The 16555-nt window shown below is 70.3% G+C and carries 14 protein-coding genes; 8 read left to right on the top strand and 6 right to left on the bottom strand.

What is annotated here, in order from left to right; translation table 11 throughout:
* The first annotated feature begins 5 nt into the window (after positions 1-5).
* From uraH to OG206_RS06100, 5 genes are all read left to right on the top strand, one after another.
* Entirely contained in the window at positions 6-395 is a 390-nt protein-coding gene (gene uraH, locus OG206_RS06120) for a hydroxyisourate hydrolase (RefSeq protein WP_327113006.1), read from the top strand.
* Positions 396-401: 6 nt separating this feature from the next.
* Positions 402-1325, top strand: a complete 924-nt coding sequence (gene pucL / locus OG206_RS06115; RefSeq protein WP_327113004.1) for a factor-independent urate hydroxylase — start codon at positions 402-404, stop codon at positions 1323-1325.
* Positions 1326-1390: 65 nt separating this feature from the next.
* Positions 1391-2791, top strand: a complete 1401-nt coding sequence (locus OG206_RS06110) for a nucleobase:cation symporter-2 family protein (protein WP_327113002.1) — start codon at positions 1391-1393, stop codon at positions 2789-2791.
* Positions 2792-2836: 45 nt separating this feature from the next.
* A complete protein-coding gene (locus OG206_RS06105; RefSeq protein ID WP_327113000.1) occupies positions 2837-4234 on the top strand; it encodes an 8-oxoguanine deaminase in 1398 nt (465 codons plus the stop codon).
* A 234-nt stretch (positions 4235-4468) separates the two neighbouring features.
* Positions 4469-5920 carry a nucleobase:cation symporter-2 family protein gene (locus tag OG206_RS06100; RefSeq protein WP_327112998.1) on the top strand — a complete coding sequence of 484 codons (1452 nt, stop codon included), beginning with the start codon at positions 4469-4471 and terminating at the stop codon, positions 5918-5920.
* Between the two features lie 64 nt (positions 5921-5984).
* Here OG206_RS06100 and OG206_RS06095 read toward each other — a convergent pair whose 3' ends face one another.
* Both OG206_RS06095 and OG206_RS06090 read right to left on the bottom strand, forming a co-directional pair.
* Positions 5985-6851 carry a chitosanase gene (locus tag OG206_RS06095; RefSeq protein WP_327112996.1) on the bottom strand — a complete coding sequence of 289 codons (867 nt, stop codon included), beginning with the start codon at positions 6849-6851 and terminating at the stop codon, positions 5985-5987.
* A gap of 104 nt (positions 6852-6955) precedes the next feature.
* The gene (locus tag OG206_RS06090) at positions 6956-7759 is read right to left on the bottom strand and encodes a chitosanase (RefSeq protein WP_327112994.1); all 804 of its coding nucleotides are present in this window, start codon (positions 7757-7759) and stop codon (positions 6956-6958) included.
* Positions 7760-7823: 64 nt separating this feature from the next.
* On the opposite strand from OG206_RS06090, the gene OG206_RS06085 reads away from it, so the two are divergent.
* Positions 7824-8507 carry an alpha/beta fold hydrolase gene (locus OG206_RS06085; RefSeq protein ID WP_327112992.1) on the top strand — a complete coding sequence of 228 codons (684 nt, stop codon included), beginning with the start codon at positions 7824-7826 and terminating at the stop codon, positions 8505-8507.
* A 160-nt stretch (positions 8508-8667) separates the two neighbouring features.
* Here the strand turns inward: OG206_RS06085 and OG206_RS06080 are convergent, their stop codons facing one another.
* Positions 8668-10638: a multicopper oxidase family protein gene (locus OG206_RS06080; RefSeq protein WP_327112990.1), complete on the bottom strand. Its 1971-nt coding sequence runs from the start codon at positions 10636-10638 to the stop codon at positions 8668-8670.
* A gap of 472 nt (positions 10639-11110) precedes the next feature.
* On the opposite strand from OG206_RS06080, the gene OG206_RS06075 reads away from it, so the two are divergent.
* Positions 11111-12103 carry a fibronectin type III domain-containing protein gene (locus tag OG206_RS06075; RefSeq protein WP_327112988.1) on the top strand — a complete coding sequence of 331 codons (993 nt, stop codon included), beginning with the start codon at positions 11111-11113 and terminating at the stop codon, positions 12101-12103.
* Positions 12104-12120: 17 nt separating this feature from the next.
* Here OG206_RS06075 and OG206_RS06070 read toward each other — a convergent pair whose 3' ends face one another.
* The 3 genes from OG206_RS06070 to OG206_RS06060 all read right to left on the bottom strand — a co-directional run bounded on the left by OG206_RS06070 (position 12121) and on the right by OG206_RS06060 (position 15956).
* Positions 12121-13329 carry an MFS transporter gene (locus OG206_RS06070; protein ID WP_327112986.1) on the bottom strand — a complete coding sequence of 403 codons (1209 nt, stop codon included), beginning with the start codon at positions 13327-13329 and terminating at the stop codon, positions 12121-12123.
* Between the two features lie 134 nt (positions 13330-13463).
* Complete coding sequence (gene aceB, locus OG206_RS06065; protein WP_327112984.1) at positions 13464-15083, bottom strand: malate synthase A; 1620 nt, start codon at positions 15081-15083, stop codon at positions 13464-13466.
* Positions 15084-15350: 267 nt separating this feature from the next.
* The gene (locus OG206_RS06060; RefSeq protein WP_327112982.1) at positions 15351-15956 is read right to left on the bottom strand and encodes a nucleotidyltransferase family protein; all 606 of its coding nucleotides are present in this window, start codon (positions 15954-15956) and stop codon (positions 15351-15353) included.
* 200 nt (positions 15957-16156) lie between these two features.
* Between OG206_RS06060 and OG206_RS06055 the strand changes: the two genes are divergently transcribed.
* Positions 16157-16459 carry a DUF5955 family protein gene (locus tag OG206_RS06055; protein WP_327112980.1) on the top strand — a complete coding sequence of 101 codons (303 nt, stop codon included), beginning with the start codon at positions 16157-16159 and terminating at the stop codon, positions 16457-16459.
* The last annotated feature ends 96 nt before the right edge of the window (positions 16460-16555 follow it).

The following is a 16555-nucleotide window of genomic DNA, read 5'->3' as shown; positions in this document are numbered from 1 at the left end:
CGGTCTTGAGCACCGACACCACCGCATCGGTGTCCACCCACATCCTGGACACCAGCACCGGCCGCCCCGCCGAAGCCGTCGCCGTCTCGCTCGCCGCGCGCGGCCGCAGTGGCGACTACGTGACGCTCGGCGGATCCGCGACCGACGCGGACGGGCGCTGCAAGGACCTGCCGGCACTGCCGGAAGGCACCACCCACGTACGGCTCGCGTTCGACACCGAGTCGTACTTCACAGCCAAGAAGCAAGCCGAGGCGCAGCAGGACGCCCCCCGCGTAAGGGACAGCGGCGCGTTCTTCCCGGAGGTGGCGGTCGCGTTCGCCGTCACCCCGGGTGAGCACTTTCACGTACCGCTGCTGCTCAACCCGTTCGGCTACTCCGTTTACCGAGGGAGCTAGCAGACAATGCCCACGATTCTCGGCCAGAACCAGTACGGCAAAGCAGAGAACCGCGTCGTCAGGATCACGCGGGACGGCGACACCCACCACATCAAGGACCTCAACGTCTCGGTCGCCCTCTCCGGCGACATGGACGACGTCCACTACTCCGGCTCCAACGCCAACGTCCTGCCGACGGACACCACCAAGAACACGGTGTTCGCCTTCGCCAAGGAACACGGCATCGAGTCGGCCGAGCAGTTCGGCATCCACCTCGCGCGGCACTTCGTCACCTCGCAGGAGCCGATCAAGGTCGCCCGTATCCGGATCGAGGAGTACGGCTGGGAGCGCATCGCGACCGCGGACGGCAACTCGAAGTTCATCGGCGCCGACGAGGTCAAGCACTCCTTCGTCCGCACGGGCCAGGAGACCCGCGTCACCCAGATCACCTTCGACGGGACGAAGTGGGAGGTCGTCTCCGGCCTCAAGGACCTCACCGTCATGAACTCCACCAACTCGGAGTTCTGGGGCTACGTCAAGGACAAGTACACGACGCTGAAGGAGGCGTACGACCGCATCCTCGCGACCGACGTCTCCGCCCGGTGGCGCTACAACTGGACCAGCGACGAGGAGCGGATGCCCAACTGGGAGAAGTCCTACGAGCAGACGCGCAAGCACATGCTCCAGGCCTTCGCGGAGACGTACTCCCTCTCGCTCCAGCAGACCCTGTACCAGATGGGTTCGCGCATCATCAACAACCGCAGCGAGATCGACGAGATCCGCTTCTCCCTGCCGAACAACCACCACTTCCTCGTCGACCTGGAGCCCTTCGGCCTCAAGAACGACAACGAGGTCTACTTCGCGGCCGACCGCCCCTACGGCCTCATCGAGGCGACGGTGCTCCGGGACGGCGTCGAGCCGAAGATCCCGGTCGACATGACCAACCTCTGACGCGGAGCTGAACCGGCCCCCGCCTCCCAGCGGGGCGGGGCCCGGTCATCCCGGAGGGAAAATCCATGGCACAGCCTGCAACGGGGCCGGCGAAAGGCCCGTGTACCGCACCATCGACCGCTGCCGGTAGGGCAGTTCATCCGGTCGACGAAAAACTCCCCCTCTCGCGGCTCGTCCCCGCCGCGCTCCAGCACATCGCCGCCATGTACGCGGGCGTCGTCACCCCTCCGCTCATCATCGGTCAGGCCGTCGGCCTCGGCACGGCCGGCATGACCCGGCTCATCGCGGCGAGCCTCCTGATCGCCGGCCTCGCCACCCTCCTGCAGACCATCGGGGCCCGCGGCTTCGCCGGGAACCGGCTGCCGTTCGTCAACGCGGCGTCCTCCGCGGGCATCGCGCCGATGCTCGCCATCGCCGAGACCAGCGCGCCCGGCCACCAACTCCCCGCGATCTACGGGGCCGTGATCGTCGCCGGTGTCTTCTGTCTCGCCGTCGGACCCTTCTTCGGACGGCTGCTGCGCTTCTTCCCGCCGCTCGTCACCGGCGTCGTGATCACCCTCATCGGCGTCACGCTGATGCCGGTCCCCGTCGGCTGGGCGCAAGGGGGCGACGCGACCGCGGACGACTTCGGTGCCATGAAGTACCTGGCCCTGGCCGCCTTCACCCTCGTCGTGATCCTGTTGATCCAGCGCTTCGGGCGCGGCTTCGTCAAGCAGACCGCCCTGCTGGCGGGCATGTTCGCCGGCACCCTGGCGGCCGTCCCCTTCGGACTCGCCGACTTCTCCGCCCTCGGGTCCGCCCCCGTGGCCGCCCTGCCCACCCCCTTCGCCTTCGGCGCCCCCGAGTTCCGTCCTGCCGCGATCCTGTCCCTCTGCATCGTGATGCTCGTGCTCATGACGGAGTCCTCCGCCGGCATGCTCGCCCTCGGAGAGATCTGCGAACGGCGCACCGACGGGGCCACCATCACGCGCGGGCTGCGCACCGACGGCATCGCCACCCTCCTCGGCCCCGTCTTCGGAGGCTTCCCGACCAGCGCGTTCGCGCAGAACGTCGGCGTCGTGTCACTGACCCGGGTGCGCAGCCGCTATGTCGTCGCCGCGGCCGGAGGCGCCCTGCTGGTCCTGGGCGCCTTCCCCGTGCTCGGAGCCGTCGTCTCGCTCGTGCCGATGCCCGTGCTCGGCGGCGCCGGCATCGTCCTGTTCGGCTCGATCGCCGTGAGCGGCATCCGGACCCTGGCCGAGGCCGGGCTCGACGACAGCTCCAACATCATCCTCGTGGCGGTGGCACTCGGCGCGGGCATCATCCCGCTCGCGGCACCCGCCTTCTACGCCGGATTCCCCTCCTGGGCACAGACCGTGCTCGGCTCCGGGATCAGTGCGGGAGCGCTCGTGGCGGTCCTGCTCAACCTGTTCTTCCACCATCTCGGCACCCACGGCCGTAACGCTGTGGCACTCAAATCCTCCTAGGGTCCTGCCGTGCCCACATCGCCAGAGACAGAAGAAGGAAGCACCATGGCAGCTTCGGCGGACCTCAGGCCCACGCAACGCATCGTCATCGAGAACTGTTCGATCGCCACGGTCGACGCCCACGACACGGAGTACGCCTCGGGGCACGTCGTCGTCGCGGGCAACCGCATCGAGTCCGTCGGCGCGGGGAACGCGCCGCAGCAACTCGCCGACGTCGCACGCCGGATCGACGGCACCGGACACCTCGTCACACCCGGTCTGGTCAACACCCACCACCACTTCTACCAGTGGATCACCCGGGGCCTCGCGACCGACCACAACCTCTTCGACTGGCTGGTCGCGCTCTACCCGACGTGGGCCCGCATCGACGAGCCGATGGCCCGCGCCGCCGCGCAGGGCTCCCTCGCCATGATGGCCCGAGGCGGTGTCACCACCGCGATGGACCACCACTACGTGTACCCCCGCGGTTCCGGCGACCTGTCCGGCGCGATCATCGGTGCCGCCCGCGACATGGGTGTGCGGTTCACGCTAGCCCGCGGCTCCATGGACCGCAGCCAGAAGGACGGCGGTCTGCCGCCGGACTTCGCCGTGGAGACCCTCGACGGCGCCCTCGCAGCGACGGAGGCGACCATCGACGAGCATCACGACGCCTCGTTCGGCGCGATGACGCAGATCGCCGTCGCGCCCTGCTCGCCGTTCTCGGTCTCGACCGAACTACTCAGGCAGGGTGCGGTGTTGGCTCGGCGACGCGGTGTACGGCTGCACACGCACGGTTCGGAGACCGTCGAGGAGGAGCAGTTCTGCAAGGAACTGTTCGGCATGGGCCCGACCGACTACTTCGAGTCCACCGGCTGGCTCGGCGACGACGTGTGGATGGCGCACTGCGTCCACATGAACGACTCCGACATCGCCGCTTTCGCCCGCACCGGCACCGGCGTCGCCCACTGCCCGTCCTCCAACGCCCGCCTCGCCGCCGGAATCGCCCGCGTCCCCGACATGCTCGCCGCCGGTGTCCCGGTCGGGCTCGGCGTCGACGGCACCGCCTCCAACGAGTCCGGCGAACTGCACACCGAACTGCGCAACGCCCTCCTCATCAACCGTCTCGGCGCCCACCGCGAGAAGGCGCTCAACGCGCGCCAGGCGCTGCGACTCGGCACCCACGGCGGAGCCAGGGTCCTCGGCCGCGCCGACGAGATCGGCTCGCTGGAGCCGGGCAAGCTCGCCGACCTGGTGCTGTGGAAGCTGGACACCCTGGCCCACGCCTCCATCGCCGACCCGGTGACCGCCCTGGTCTTCGGTGCGGCGGCCCCCGTGGCCCTCTCCCTCGTCAACGGCAGGCCCGTAGTCGAGGACAACCACCTCACCACCGTCGACGAGGACGCGATCGCCCGGGCCACCCGCGACGAGGCCAGGCGCCTCGCACAGATCGCCGCCGGGGCCTGACGGCCCGGCACACCCCCATGAACAGGCCGGCCGAGGGGGACGGCCCTCGGCCGGCCGCTGTGGGCCGCACAGGCCCGCGGCAGCCCGTGCGGGTGCGCGTACGAGCCGTACGCGCACCCGCCACGGGTGAGCCCGAAGCTGCCCGCACCAGCTGCACGACCTGCACCAACGCACCACTCAGCACCACCTCCCTGACACCCACGTCGACCGACGTGTACCCGACCGGAGGAAGCCGTGGCAGCTACGCCCAGGTTTCGCAAGAACGCAGTCGAAGGAAAAGCGGCCGGAGCACGCGCGGTCCAAGAGCCCGGCCGGAAGCATCCGGTCGACGAGAAGCTTCCGCCCCTCAGGATGTTCACCAGCGGCCTCCAGCACGTGGCCGCCATGTACGCGGGCGTAGTGGCGCCGCCCATGATCGTGGGGCCCGCCGTGGGCCTCAGTGCGAAGGAGACCGCCTTCCTGATGGGGGCGAGCCTCTTCACCGCGGGGATAGCCACCCTGCTCCAGACCCTCGGCTTCTGGCGCATAGGCGCCAGGCTGCCGTTCGTCAACGGGGTCTCGTTCGCCGGGGTCACCCCGATGATCGCGATAGGCAAGGACCGGGGGCACGACGGCATCGCCGTCATCTTCGGCGCGATCGTCGTCGCCGGCCTGCTCGGCTTCGTGCTCGCCCCGTACTTCTGCAAACTGGTGCGGTTCTTCCCGCCCGTCGTCACCGGCACCGTGATCACCCTGATCGGTGTCTCGCTCCTCCCGGTCGCCTTCAACTGGTCGCAGGGCGGCAACGCCGGCGCCGACGACTACGGCTCGATGACCAACATCACCATGGCCGCCGTCACCCTCGTGATCGTGCTCGCCCTGCGCAAGCTGCTGCGCGGCTTTCTCCAGCAGATCGCGATCCTGCTCGGTCTCGTCGTCGGCACCCTGATCGCGATCCCCGCCGGCATCACCGACTTCGGGGCGCTCGGCGACGCCGGCCTGATCGGCTTCCCGACGCCCTTCCACTTCGGTGCACCGCGGTTCGAGATCGCGGCCATCGTCTCCATGTGCATCGTCATGCTCGTCTGCATGACCGAGTCCACCGCCGACATGCTGGCCCTCGGAAAGATCGTGGGCCGCCCGGCCGACGAGCGGACCATCGAGGGCGGCCTGCGCGCCGACACCCTCGGCAGCGCCGTCAGCCCGCTCTTCAACGGATTCATGTGCAGCGCGTTCGCCCAGAACATAGGGCTGGTCGCGATGACCAAGGTGCGCAGCAGGTTCGTCGTCGCCGCGGGCGGCGTCATCCTGGTGCTGCTCGGCCTGGTGCCCGTCGCCGCGTCCGTCATCGCCCTCGTCCCGCTGCCCGTTCTCGGCGGAGCCGGGATAGTGCTCTTCGGGTCGGTCGCCGCGAGCGGCATCCAGACCCTCGCCACCGCGGCCCTGGAGAAGGGTGAGAACGCCCTGATCGTCGCGGCGGCCGTCGGCGTCGGCCTCGTCCCGATCGCCGCGCCGGACTTCTACCACGCCTTTCCCGAGGACATGCTCGTGGTCCTGGACTCGGGCATCTCCACCGGCTGCGTCGTGGCGATCGTCCTCAACCTGGCCTTCAACCACTGGGGCCGCGAGCCGGACGCGGAGCCGGAGGCCGAAGTCGGGGCCGACGCACAGCCGAAGGATCCGATGGCCGTACCCGTGGCCCACTGACCCCACCGGTGCGCGTACGGGAACCCCGCGCGGGGAACGCGTACGCGCACCGGGCCGCAGGGCGTCAGCCGATGTGGAAGGCGTCGCCGTAGACGTGCCAGTCCAGTGGCGGATCGAGATTCAGGTTGCCGGCGCGCAGGAAGACACGCTGGGCGGTGTCCACCCGGCTGGTGTTCGAGTGGGCCTCCTCCTGCCTCATCGCCCAGACCCGGGCGTCCAGGAACGCGTCGAGATAGGCGACCTCGTCACCGCCCTGCGACGGAGGCCGGGCCTCTGACAGGGCCATGTCGCGAATGGCCCAGAAACCGGTGCGGTCGCCGCCGCCCCCGTGCATGACGATGGCGTCGTAGTAGGCGAACTGCCCCAGCGTCCCGATTCCGTCGGCCTTGCCCTGTTGCACCGCCGGGTTGAAGTACACCCGGTCGCGCTCGTCGTTCTGCGCCTGCTGGAAGGCGGGGTCCGACGCCGCCCTGGCCCAGGCCCCGGTGAATCCGGGGTCGAGCCCGTCGTGCGAATCCGTGCCGTCCACCTCGCGCAGGGCGGGCAGGTAGCCGGCCAGCGCGTTGCCGGGGACGCGCTCGGTGTACAGCTCGACCAGGTCGAGCATGTCGCCGGTTCCGGAGCAGAATCCGATGATTCCGGCGGTGTATCCGCGGCCGTCGTCGATGTCCTCGATGTAGCCGTACTGGCCCTTCCAGTCCAGCGTCGAGTTCTCGGCGCTGGATACCAGCTGCATGGCGATGTCCTTCTTCGCGGGGTCGTCGAGTCCGGTCGCGGCTGCCTCCAGGTGTGATGCCGCCGGCGTGGGGGCGCCGGCCTGGGCGGTCGCCGGAATCGCCGTGAAGGCGAGCCCGAGGGCCAGCACGGCGAATCCGACGCTGCGGGTGAGTCGGGTGGTGCGACGTGAGGTGCTGGTGTGGGGGTGATGCACCGGTCCTCCAACAGGAGTTCGTCGTTCCGATGTTCTGTTAGGAAACTTTCCTACCAGAGGTCGGAGCGCGTGGTAACCCCCTGTGCGCGTACCTGCCCCGCTCGTCAGCTCCCGTCGATGCGGTAGCTCTCCCCGTAGACCTTCCACTCCAACGGGGTCTCCAGCTGCAGTTTTCCCTGGCGGACGAACACGCGTTGCGCGGTTTCCACCCGGCTGGTGTCACTGTGCGAGGGTTCTTTCCGGATGGCCGCCACCCGGGCGTCGAGGAACGCGTTCAGATACGCCTCCTCGTCCCCGCCCTCGGCAGGTGCATCCTGCTCGGCGAGGGCCTGGGCACGTATCGTGCGGAAGCCGACCGTGCCCGCCGAGTCGGCGCCGCCGTGCATCACGTAGGCGTCGTAGTAGATGAACTGCCCCAGCGCGCTCAGCCCGTCGGCCTCGGCCCGCTCGACCGCGGGGCCGAAGTAGGTGTGGTCCCGCTCGGCGTCCTGGGCCGACCGGAAGAGCGGGTCGTCCGCCGCCTTCGCCCACGCCGACGCGTAGGCGTCGCCCAGCCCTTCGTGCGAGTCACTGCCCCGCACGACGCGCAGCGCGGGCAGGAAGGGCGCCAGGCCGTTGCCGGGGCGCTTCGCCGTGTAACGCTCGACCACCTTCAGCATGTCGCCGGTTCCGGAGCAGAATCCGATGATGCCGGCGGTGTATCCGCGGCCGTCGCCGATGTCCTCGATGTAGCCGTACTGGCCCTTCCAGTCCAGCGTCGAGTTCTCGGCGCTGGACACCAGCCGCATCGCGATGTCCTTCTTCGCCGGGTCGTCGAGCCCCTTCTCGGAAGAGCCGGGACCGGAGGCGGAACAGCCGGTGAGGACGAGGGCCGCGGCCGCGGCGAGGGCGAGACGTCTGTGCTTCACGCACCAAGCGTGCCAGGTCGGGGGGCGGGGCCGCCTGGGGTCCGTCGCCTGTAGCGTTCGGGATATGGAAGATCAGTCTGTTGTGGACGTCGGCGATGTACGGCTGGCGTACCGGACCTGGGGCGACCCGTTCGGCTCACCCGTGGTGCTGTTGCACGGCCTGGGCGGCTCGTCCCTGAGCTGGGAGGCGGTGGGCGGCCTGCTCGGCGAGGAGTGGCGGGTGTACGCCGTCGACCTCCGCGGCCACGGCGGGAGCGACTGGCCCGACGAGTACGGCTTCGAGCAGATGCGGGACGACGTCCTGGAGTTCCTGGACGCCTGCGAGCTCGACCGGGTCGGCCTCGTCGGCCACTCGATGGGCGGGGTGGTCGCGTATCTGCTCGCCGAGGAGCACGCGGACCGCGTGGAGCGGCTGGTGCTGGTGGAGACACCGCCGCCGTTCCCGGGGCAACCGGCCGGCGACGGCCGCCCGGGCGGCCCGGTGGACTACGACGAGAACGCCGTGGACGAGGTCCGGGGCCAGATCGCCGAACCCGATCCCCGGTGGGCGGAGGAGCTGGGCCAGATCGTCGCTCCGACGCTGATGATCGCGGGGGGCCCGGAGAGCACCATGCCGCAGGGGAGGCTCGCCGACATGGCCTCGCTCATCCCCGACTGCCGGCTCATCACCCTCGGCGGCGGTCACCACGTGCACAAGAAGCACGCCGACCAGGTGGCCCAGCAGATCAGCGAGTTCTTCACCAGCTGACGGGTACCTCGGGGCGGGGCAGGGGCGTCCGGGGCGCCCGGGCCGGCGGCGACCTTGCCGCCGGCCCGGGGCCCGGGCGCGCCCTGTGGGTCCGCGTGACGCGGCGTCCGGCACGCCGTGCGGGGTCGGAATGACGCCGTCACGCCGTGCCGGGCCGATGTCACATCGTCATGCCGGAGTGCATGCCCTTCGTTCCGCTCGTCCCCATGGCCCCGTTCATGGCCATCGACATGGCGTGGATCTCGTGGATCGCCGGCGGCATGATCACGAACGGCCGCATCATCCCCTCGTCCTCGTGGGACATGATGTGGCAGTGGTACATCACCTTGCCGGTCTGGTCGGCGAGGCGTCCGGCCACCGTGACAAGGCTGTTGGCGGTGACCGTGATGGTGTCCTTCCAGCCCGACTCCTCGGGAGCGACGGGCATCGGCGCACCCAGGGTCAGAGGCTTCTTCGTCCGGCCGGCGCTGACGTCCAGGCCCGAACCGTCCACGGCCCGCCGGTCGATGACCTGGAAGTTCATCAGGTGGATGTGCATCGGGTGGTAGATCGGCAGCTCCGCCGGACCCGCGCTGATGAAGTGCCACTTCTCCCAGGTGCCCGCGGCCGCGAAGAAGGTGGTGGTGTCCTCGAACATGGCGGCCGTACGGCGCAGCGTCCGGGTCCTGCCCGCCATCACGATCTGCACGATGCCGTCCTCGGACGGCGTGTCCGACGCCACCTCCTGCATCTCCCAGAGCTGCGGCATCCCGCCGGTCCTGTCGAAGGCCGTCATGACGAACCGCTCGGTGGCATTCGACGGGATGTCGGATGCCTTGAGCTTGCGGAACGATCCTGACAACGTTGTCGGAAGAGGGGTCGGCGCGTGTCGCTTCTTGCTGACGCGGAACTGCATGACTTCGGGGTAGGGGATGGCGAAGTCCGGAAGGGGCGCTCCGGGCTGCTGTCCCGCGATGGTGTTGACGAGCTTGAGCCGCTTTCCGGGGAAGGCGGCGAAGTCGATCACGACGTCCGCGCGCTCGGCGGGGGAGAGGGAGATCGCCTCCTCGACGGTCTGCGGCTTCCCGAGGAGACCCATGTCGGTGCCGATCAGCTTCATGGCGCCGGGGACGGCCTTCCCGGTCTCCTCGTCGACGACGACGAGCCGGTAGATCCGGGTGTCCGATGTGTTGACGGCGCGGAAGCGGTAGGCGCGGGCCTCCACTTCGAGGTGCGGCCAGACGACGCCGTTGACCAGGGTGAAGGGAGCGAGGACGGACAGCGCCGACGGCAGCGTGCCGGGTTCGGGGGCGCCGGACCCGCCGATGATCCGCTTGAAGACGACCTGCCCGTTGAGCCGTCCCTTCGTGTCCGTGTCGAAGTTGACGTCCTGGATCGCCAGCGGGATCTCGTAGTCACCGCTGGGCAGGTCCAGTCGGGACTCCTCCTTGTCGCGGACGATGTAGTTGCCCACGAGGCCCGCCGCCACGTTGAGCGCGGTCACCGCCATGGCGTGATCGTGGTAGAAGAGGTGCGTCGCCGCCTGGTCGTTGGCGTACTCGGCCAACTGTGTGGAGCCGGGGCCGACTCCGTACTCGGCCGCGCCGTCGTTGATGGCGTTCTGGTGTCCGCCGTGCAGGTGCACCGTCGTCCACGCGGTGAGCTTGTCGACCTCGGGGCGCGGGTACGCGCCCTCGGTTCCCGGGCGGTTGTAGGGCAGGAGGCCGGGGCCGGGGCCCTCGCCGTGCACCCAGACGGCCTTCACGGGCGTGGTGCCGGCCAGCCTGTTGTTCCAGGCGATCCGGAACGTGTGCCCGCGGCGCGCCTCGATCGTGGGGCCGGGGAAGTGTCCCTTGTAGGTCCACAGACGGGTGGTGGGCATCTGCGAGTGCAGGCGGAGACGGGCCTCGACGAGATCGATCTCCGTGACGCCCTTCTTCCCGGGCCTCAGCGTGGGAGGGATCCGCAGCGGGTCCGTGAACGGGGCCAGCGTGGAGTGTGTCGGCTCGCTCACGCCCGGGAGGACGCTGGCTGCCAGCACCGCGTCGTCGCCGGAGTCGTTCGAGCGGAGGATGCCGGTTCCGGCTACGGCGACGGCTGCCGTAGTGAAGCCGGCCATGCCCAGAATGGACCGCCTGGACGTGCCAGTCATGTGTGTGCTTGTCCTCAATCAGTAGTCGACGCGCGTGAGCGCATCCATGCAGAAGCCGTCATGGCCGCAGCGCCGGGATTGGCAGTGCGACAGGGAAGCGGGCAGCGCGCGACCACAGGGGTGCGTGGTGCGGCCTGCCCGGGCGATCGGTGCCAGGGTTTCGCCATGATTGTACGATTTTCCGGGTTCCGTTCGGGGGGAAGTAGACCATAGGCATGTTGAACGTGCAAATAAAGTGTGGTTCTCATGGAGACGTCCCACGCATCCCGCGCCCCGAACGGCAGTGGCAGAGGTGGTCGGAGTGCCCTGAACTGCCGCCCTGGCCTTCCGGGTTGAGGCCCTGGCGCGTTCGCATTCGCCTCCGGCCCTCTCTCGCGTGGCGAACTCGCCCCAGGTGTCGTGGAACGTTTCGATCCGCCCTCTTGTCCGCACCCCCGTCCCCGTGGGATATAGGTCTGGACCATTGCTCCGGATGGAAGGCATCACCGTGCAACGCCCCCACGCACGCACCGCGTTGACCTGCTCCACCGCGCTGCTCATAGCCGCGCTCACCTCCTGCGCGGGGTCCGCCGAAGCGGACACCGGAAAGCCGACCGCCCCCCAGGGGGTGACCGCGCAGGCCGGCAGCGCGACCACCGCCCACGTCATGTGGGAGCGGGCCTCCGACAACAAGGGGATCACCGGCTACGACGTCTACCGCGAGGGCGAGAAGGTCGCCACGGTGCCCGCCGCGAAGCTGATGACGGACGTCGACGGCCTGACCGCCTCGACCGCGTACACCTTCACGGTCCGGGCCCGCGACGCCGCGGGGAACCTCTCCGACCCGAGCGCCGCCGTCCCCGTCACCACGCCCGCTCCGACCCCCGCCGACGAGGAACCCCCCACGGCACCCGTCGCGTTGCGGGGAAGGGCGGACGGCAGCCGGACGGTCACGCTCTCCTGGGGCGGCTCCACCGACGACGTGGGCGTGACGTCGTACGACATCTACCAGGAGGACTCCAGGATCCACAGCGTCTCCGGCACGCGGACCACGGCCCGGCTCACCGGGCTGCGGCCCGGCACGGTCTACACGTTCACCGTGCGGGCCCGGGACGCCGCGGACACGTCGTCCCCGGACAGCGGCGCCCTCGACCTCACCACCCCGGCCGCTCCCGGCGCCCCCGCGAGCACGGCGCCCACCGGCCTGCGGGCCGAGACGCAGCCGGACGGCAAGGAGTTCCTCGTCGACCTCACCTGGGACCAGCCGGACACCGGCGGCACGATTCCCGCGTACCAGCTGTTCCTCAACGGGAGGATGACGACCACGATCGTCTGGGGCGGCACTCCGCCCGCGGGGCGGGCGACGTACCGGCTCACTCTCGCCGACCCGCCCGGCACCCGCTACTCGCTCAAGATCCGCCCCAAGCTCCCGGACGGCACCTGGGGCGACTTCTCGGCACAGCGGACGGTGGTGCTGCCGGGCTGAAGCCGACGGGGCGGTGCCTACCGGCGCCGGTTCCGGAGCACTCCCGAGAACAGGAAGGCGAGCAGTCCGGCGAGCGGGACCACGAGCAGCCCCACCCGGAGGCTTGTCGCGTCGGTGACCAGACCGACGACCGGCGGTGAGGCGAGGAAGCCCAGGCGCATCAGCCATGACACGATCGCCAGCCCCGAACCGGGCTTCAGGCCCGGCAGTTCATCGGCCTCGTGCATCGCGGCGGGCACCAGGGTCGCCACGCCGAACCCGGCCGCCGCGAAGCCGAGTACGGTCCCGGATACCGTCGGCACGGCCAGGGCCAGCCCCATGCCGCCCGCGGCGACGATCCCCCCGGCCCGTGCCACGGTGCGCTGCCCGAACCGGTCGACGAGCCTGTCGCCGATGCTGCGGCCGATGAACTGCGCCCCCACCAGGGCGATGTAGCCGAAGGCCGCCAGGGTCACCGACGCGTGCAGCGAGCCGGACAGGTAGAGCGTCGCCCAGGAGCTGCCCGCGTCCTCGACCAGCGTCCCGGCGGTGGCGATCAGGACGAGTGCGGTCAGCACCCACACGGTGCGGCGTCCCCGGGCGGCGGCCCCCGCCGCCCGTTCCGGTATGCCGTCGGTGGTGGACCCGGACACCGGATCGGTGTCGGGGCCGGAGAGGCAGAACCGCAGGGCGACGCACGCGGCGACGGCGAAGACGACGGCCGAGAGGGTCAGATGCTGCCCGCGCGACAGGCCGAGTGCGATGGCCGCCGCGGCCATGGAACCGCCGGTGACGGCACCGATGGACCAGATCGCGTGGAACGAGTTGATGACGGAGCGCCCGTAGCGGCGCTGCACCCGCAGACCGTGGGCATTCTGCGCGACGTCCGTGATCGCGTCCATCGCGCCGGCCAGGAACAGGGCCCCGGCGAACAGGGCGACGGAGTCGGCAAGGCCCGCTGCCAGGATCCCGGCCCCGGTCACAAGGGTCCCGGCCACCGCGGCCCGCGCCGACCCCAGCCGCCGTACGACCACTCCGGCGGCCGGCCCCGCGGCGATCGCCCCGGCGGGGAAGGCGGCGACGGCCAGCCCGTAGGCCGCGTTGCTCAGACCGAGGTCCGCCTTGATCTGGGGATACCGCGGCAGGAGGTTGGCGAACAGGGCGCCGTTGGTGAAAAACAGCACGGCGACGGCGATACGGGCATGCCGATCGGCCGTGGTCGGCCGACTCAGTACGTCGACAGTCATGCGGGGAGCCTACAGCCAGAGCGTACGAACGTACACTCCTGGTCGTGCGTCCTTTCCGGGGTGGCCGCCCCGTCCTTCGGAACGCCGCACCCCCGCCCGTCGCCCGGCGGGGGTGCGGCGCTCCGGGCCGCGCGTCAGCCCAGCTGCTCGTACGCCGGCAGCGTCAGGAAGTCCGCGTAGTCCTGGTCCAGGGAGACCTGGAGCAGCAGGTCGTGGGCCTGCTGCCACCTGCCGGAGTCGAAGGCCTCGTCGCCGATCTCCGTGCGGATCGCGGCCAGTTCCTCGGCCGCGACCTTGCGGGCCAGGTCCGCCGTGGCGTGCTCGCCGTTCTCGAAGACCACGTCCGCGTTGATCCACTGCCAGATCTGCGAGCGCGAGATCTCGGCGGTGGCCGCGTCCTCCATCAGGTTGAAGATGGCGACCGCGCCCATGCCCCGCAGCCACGCCTCGATGTAGCGGATGCCGACCGCGACCGCGTTGCGCAGGCCGTCGTACGAGGGCTTCGCGTCCAGCGTGTCGATGGCGATCAGGTCGCCGGCCGCCACGGAGACGTCCTCGCGCAGGCGGTCCTTCTGGTTCGGGCTGTCGCCGAGGACGGCGTCGAAGGAGGCCATGGCGATCGGGACGAGGTCCGGGTGGGCCACCCAGGAGCCGTCGAAGCCGTCGTTCGCCTCGCGGTCCTTGTCGGCCTTGACCTTCTCGAAGGCGACCTTGTTCACCTCGGCGTCGCGCCGTGAGGGGATGAAGGCGGCCATGCCGCCGATGGCGTGCGCGCCGCGCTTGTGGCAGGTACGGACGAGGAGTTCGGTGTACGCCCGCATGAACGGGGCGGTCATCGTGACCAGGTTGCGGTCCGGCAGGACGAACTTCGAGCCGCCGTCACGGAAGTTCTTGACGATGGAGAAGAGGTAGTCCCAGCGGCCCGCGTTCAGCCCGGAGGCGTGGTCGCGGAGCTCGTAGAGGATCTCCTCCATCTCGTACGCGGCGGTGATCGTCTCGATCAGGACGGTCGCGCGGACCGTGCCCTGCGGGATGCCGGCGTAGTCCTGGGCGAAGACGAAGATGTCGTTCCAGAGGCGCGCCTCCAGGTGGGACTCCGTCTTGGGGAGGTAGAAGTACGGGCCCTTGCCGAGGTCGATCAGGCGCTGCGCGTTGTGGAAGAAGTACAGGCCGAAGTCGACCAGGGCGCCCGGCACCGGGGTGCCGTCGAGCTGGAGGTGGCGCTCGTTCAGGTGCCAGCCGCGCGGGCGGGTGACGACGGTCGCGAGCTCGTCGGCGGGCTTGAGCGCGTAGGACTTGCCCGACTTCGGGTCGGTGAAGTCGATGTTCCGGTTGTACGCGTCGATCAGGTTGAGCTGGCCGGTGATCACGTTCTCCCACGTGGGGGCGGACGCGTCCTCGAAGTCCGCGAGCCAGACCTTGGCGCCCGAGTTCAGGGCGTTGATGGTCATCTTGCGGTCGGTGGGACCGGTGATCTCGACCCGGCGGTCGTCCAGCGAGGCCGGGGCCGGGGCGACCTTCCAGGTGTCGTCCACGCGGACCGCTTCCGTTTCCGGCAGGAAGTCCAGGGTGGAGGTGCGGGCGATCTCGGCCCGGCGCTCGCCTCGGCGGGCGAGCAGCTCGTCACGCCGGGGCGTGAACTGCCTGTGCAGCTCGGCCACGAACGCGAGGGCCGCATCGGTCAGGACCTCGTCCTGCCTCGGCAGGGGCTCGGCGTCGACGATGGCCAGCGGGGACGGCGCTGGTGCGGACATGAGCTGTCACTCCTTCAGCGGGGCGGCGCGGGCGACGTCCCACGGCCGCCGGGTCGCCTGAAGTGGCACGGGGTGCCCTGGCTCCGGGATGCGGCCGTGAGTGCCGTCCAGGTGCGGAAGCGGCGCGGCATCGGTGCCGCGTGCTTCTGATCAGTGGATATTAGTTTCCTCATGGTGGAAGTTCAATGGTTTGTTGATATCGAGATTCTCCGGGTCGACAGAGATGCGGTCCCGATGGCGCGGCGTGCCAGGCCGCGCGCGGTGCTCTCACGCGAGGTGCCTGAGGTCCTCGGCCGTGTCGATGTCGTACGCCTGCGCCACGTCGGAGCACTCGACGAGGGTGATGGCGTCGCGATGCGCCTTCAGATAGGCGCGCGCCCCCTGGTCGCCGACCGCGCCGGCCGTGATGTCCGTCCACCGGTCGGCACCGAACAGCACCGGATGGCCGCGCCTCCCGTCGTACGAGGCGGCCGCCAGGGTCATCCGCGAACGGTAGGCCGAGCGGACCCTGGCCACCGCCTCCGGCCCGATGCCGGGCTGGTCCACGAGGAGTACGAGCGCCGCGTCCGCCTCCAGCCCGGTGAGGTCGCCCAGGCCCGCCCGGAGGGACGAGCCCATGCCCTCCTCCCACAGGCTGTTCACCGTCACCGCGCACGCGGACAGGTCCGCCCGCGCCCGGACCTCCTCCGCCGCGGCGCCCAGCACGACGCGGACGGGCCCGCACCCGCCGTTGCGCAGGGAGCGCACCGCATGCTCGACGAGGGGACGGCCGTGATGTTCCAGCAGTGCCTTCGGCCGTCCGCCCAGGCGCCGCCCGCCGCCCGCCGCGAGCAGTACCCCTGCGACCACGGGGATCCGTTGTGTGTGAGCCATGCGCCCTGGATACCACTGTGCCCCTCGGATCCGCTTCATGGGCGTCACTCCTCGGGGACCCGGGTTCCGCGTCCGGAGAGTGGCGCGCGTCACCTTTCATAGCGTTAACTGACGGACACGCCCAGGCATTTGGCCGCCGTGGGGGGCGGGTCGACACACCGGCACGATGTTGTGCGAGGGGGAGTGCTTTGTTGCGAAGCGTGGGGCAGGAGCGATTGACCGGAAGCGGTGGGGATCCGAGGGCCGCGGAGTTGCGCACCGCCGTCTCCAGGCTCCGCCGGGAGCTGGCCGGACACCGGGCCGAGTTCCCGGACCGGGGCATCGCCGAGGACGAGCTGGCCGCGCTGGACTCGATGGCGGCCGGTGGCGCGCCCGAGGTTCCCCGGTTACGCCGCTCGCTGCTGCTGGTCGCCGGGGCCATCGGCTCGGTCAGCGCACTGGCCCCTGGGCTGCGCGAGGTGCGGAACGCCGTCGATCTCTTCGGGGAGTCACCGAAGACCTGACCTGACGATACGCCGAGGCGAACCGGGAGCCCCGGGCCGGAGGGGGTCTGCCGATCGCCCGGGAGCCCCGGTCCTGACGGGGTGTACCGCCGGCGC

Origin of the sequence: Streptomyces sp. NBC_01341 (assembly GCF_035946055.1) — a bacterium.
Classification (GTDB): Bacteria; Actinomycetota; Actinomycetes; order Streptomycetales; family Streptomycetaceae; genus Streptomyces.
The sequence above is the reverse complement of the archived record's forward strand: the minus strand, read 5'-3'. Positions and strand labels throughout refer to the sequence as shown.

Bases quoted from the DNA above. Each gene is read 5' to 3' on its own strand.
- OG206_RS06110 (WP_327113002.1), top strand. From the start codon at position 1,391: ATGGCACAGCCTGCAACGGGGCCGGCGAAAGGCCCGTGTACCGCACCA.
- OG206_RS06080 (WP_327112990.1), bottom strand. From the start codon at position 10,638: ATGACTGGCACGTCCAGGCGGTCCATTCTGGGCATGGCCGGCTTCACT.
- OG206_RS06105 (WP_327113000.1), top strand. From the start codon at position 2,837: ATGGCAGCTTCGGCGGACCTCAGGCCCACGCAACGCATCGTCATCGAG.
- OG206_RS06060 (WP_327112982.1), bottom strand. From the start codon at position 15,956: ATGGCTCACACACAACGGATCCCCGTGGTCGCAGGGGTACTGCTCGCG.
- OG206_RS06070 (WP_327112986.1), bottom strand. From the start codon at position 13,329: ATGACTGTCGACGTACTGAGTCGGCCGACCACGGCCGATCGGCATGCC.
- aceB (WP_327112984.1), bottom strand. From the start codon at position 15,083: ATGTCCGCACCAGCGCCGTCCCCGCTGGCCATCGTCGACGCCGAGCCC.
- OG206_RS06075 (WP_327112988.1), top strand. From the start codon at position 11,111: ATGGAAGGCATCACCGTGCAACGCCCCCACGCACGCACCGCGTTGACC.
- pucL (WP_327113004.1), top strand. From the start codon at position 402: ATGCCCACGATTCTCGGCCAGAACCAGTACGGCAAAGCAGAGAACCGC.
- OG206_RS06085 (WP_327112992.1), top strand. From the start codon at position 7,824: ATGGAAGATCAGTCTGTTGTGGACGTCGGCGATGTACGGCTGGCGTAC.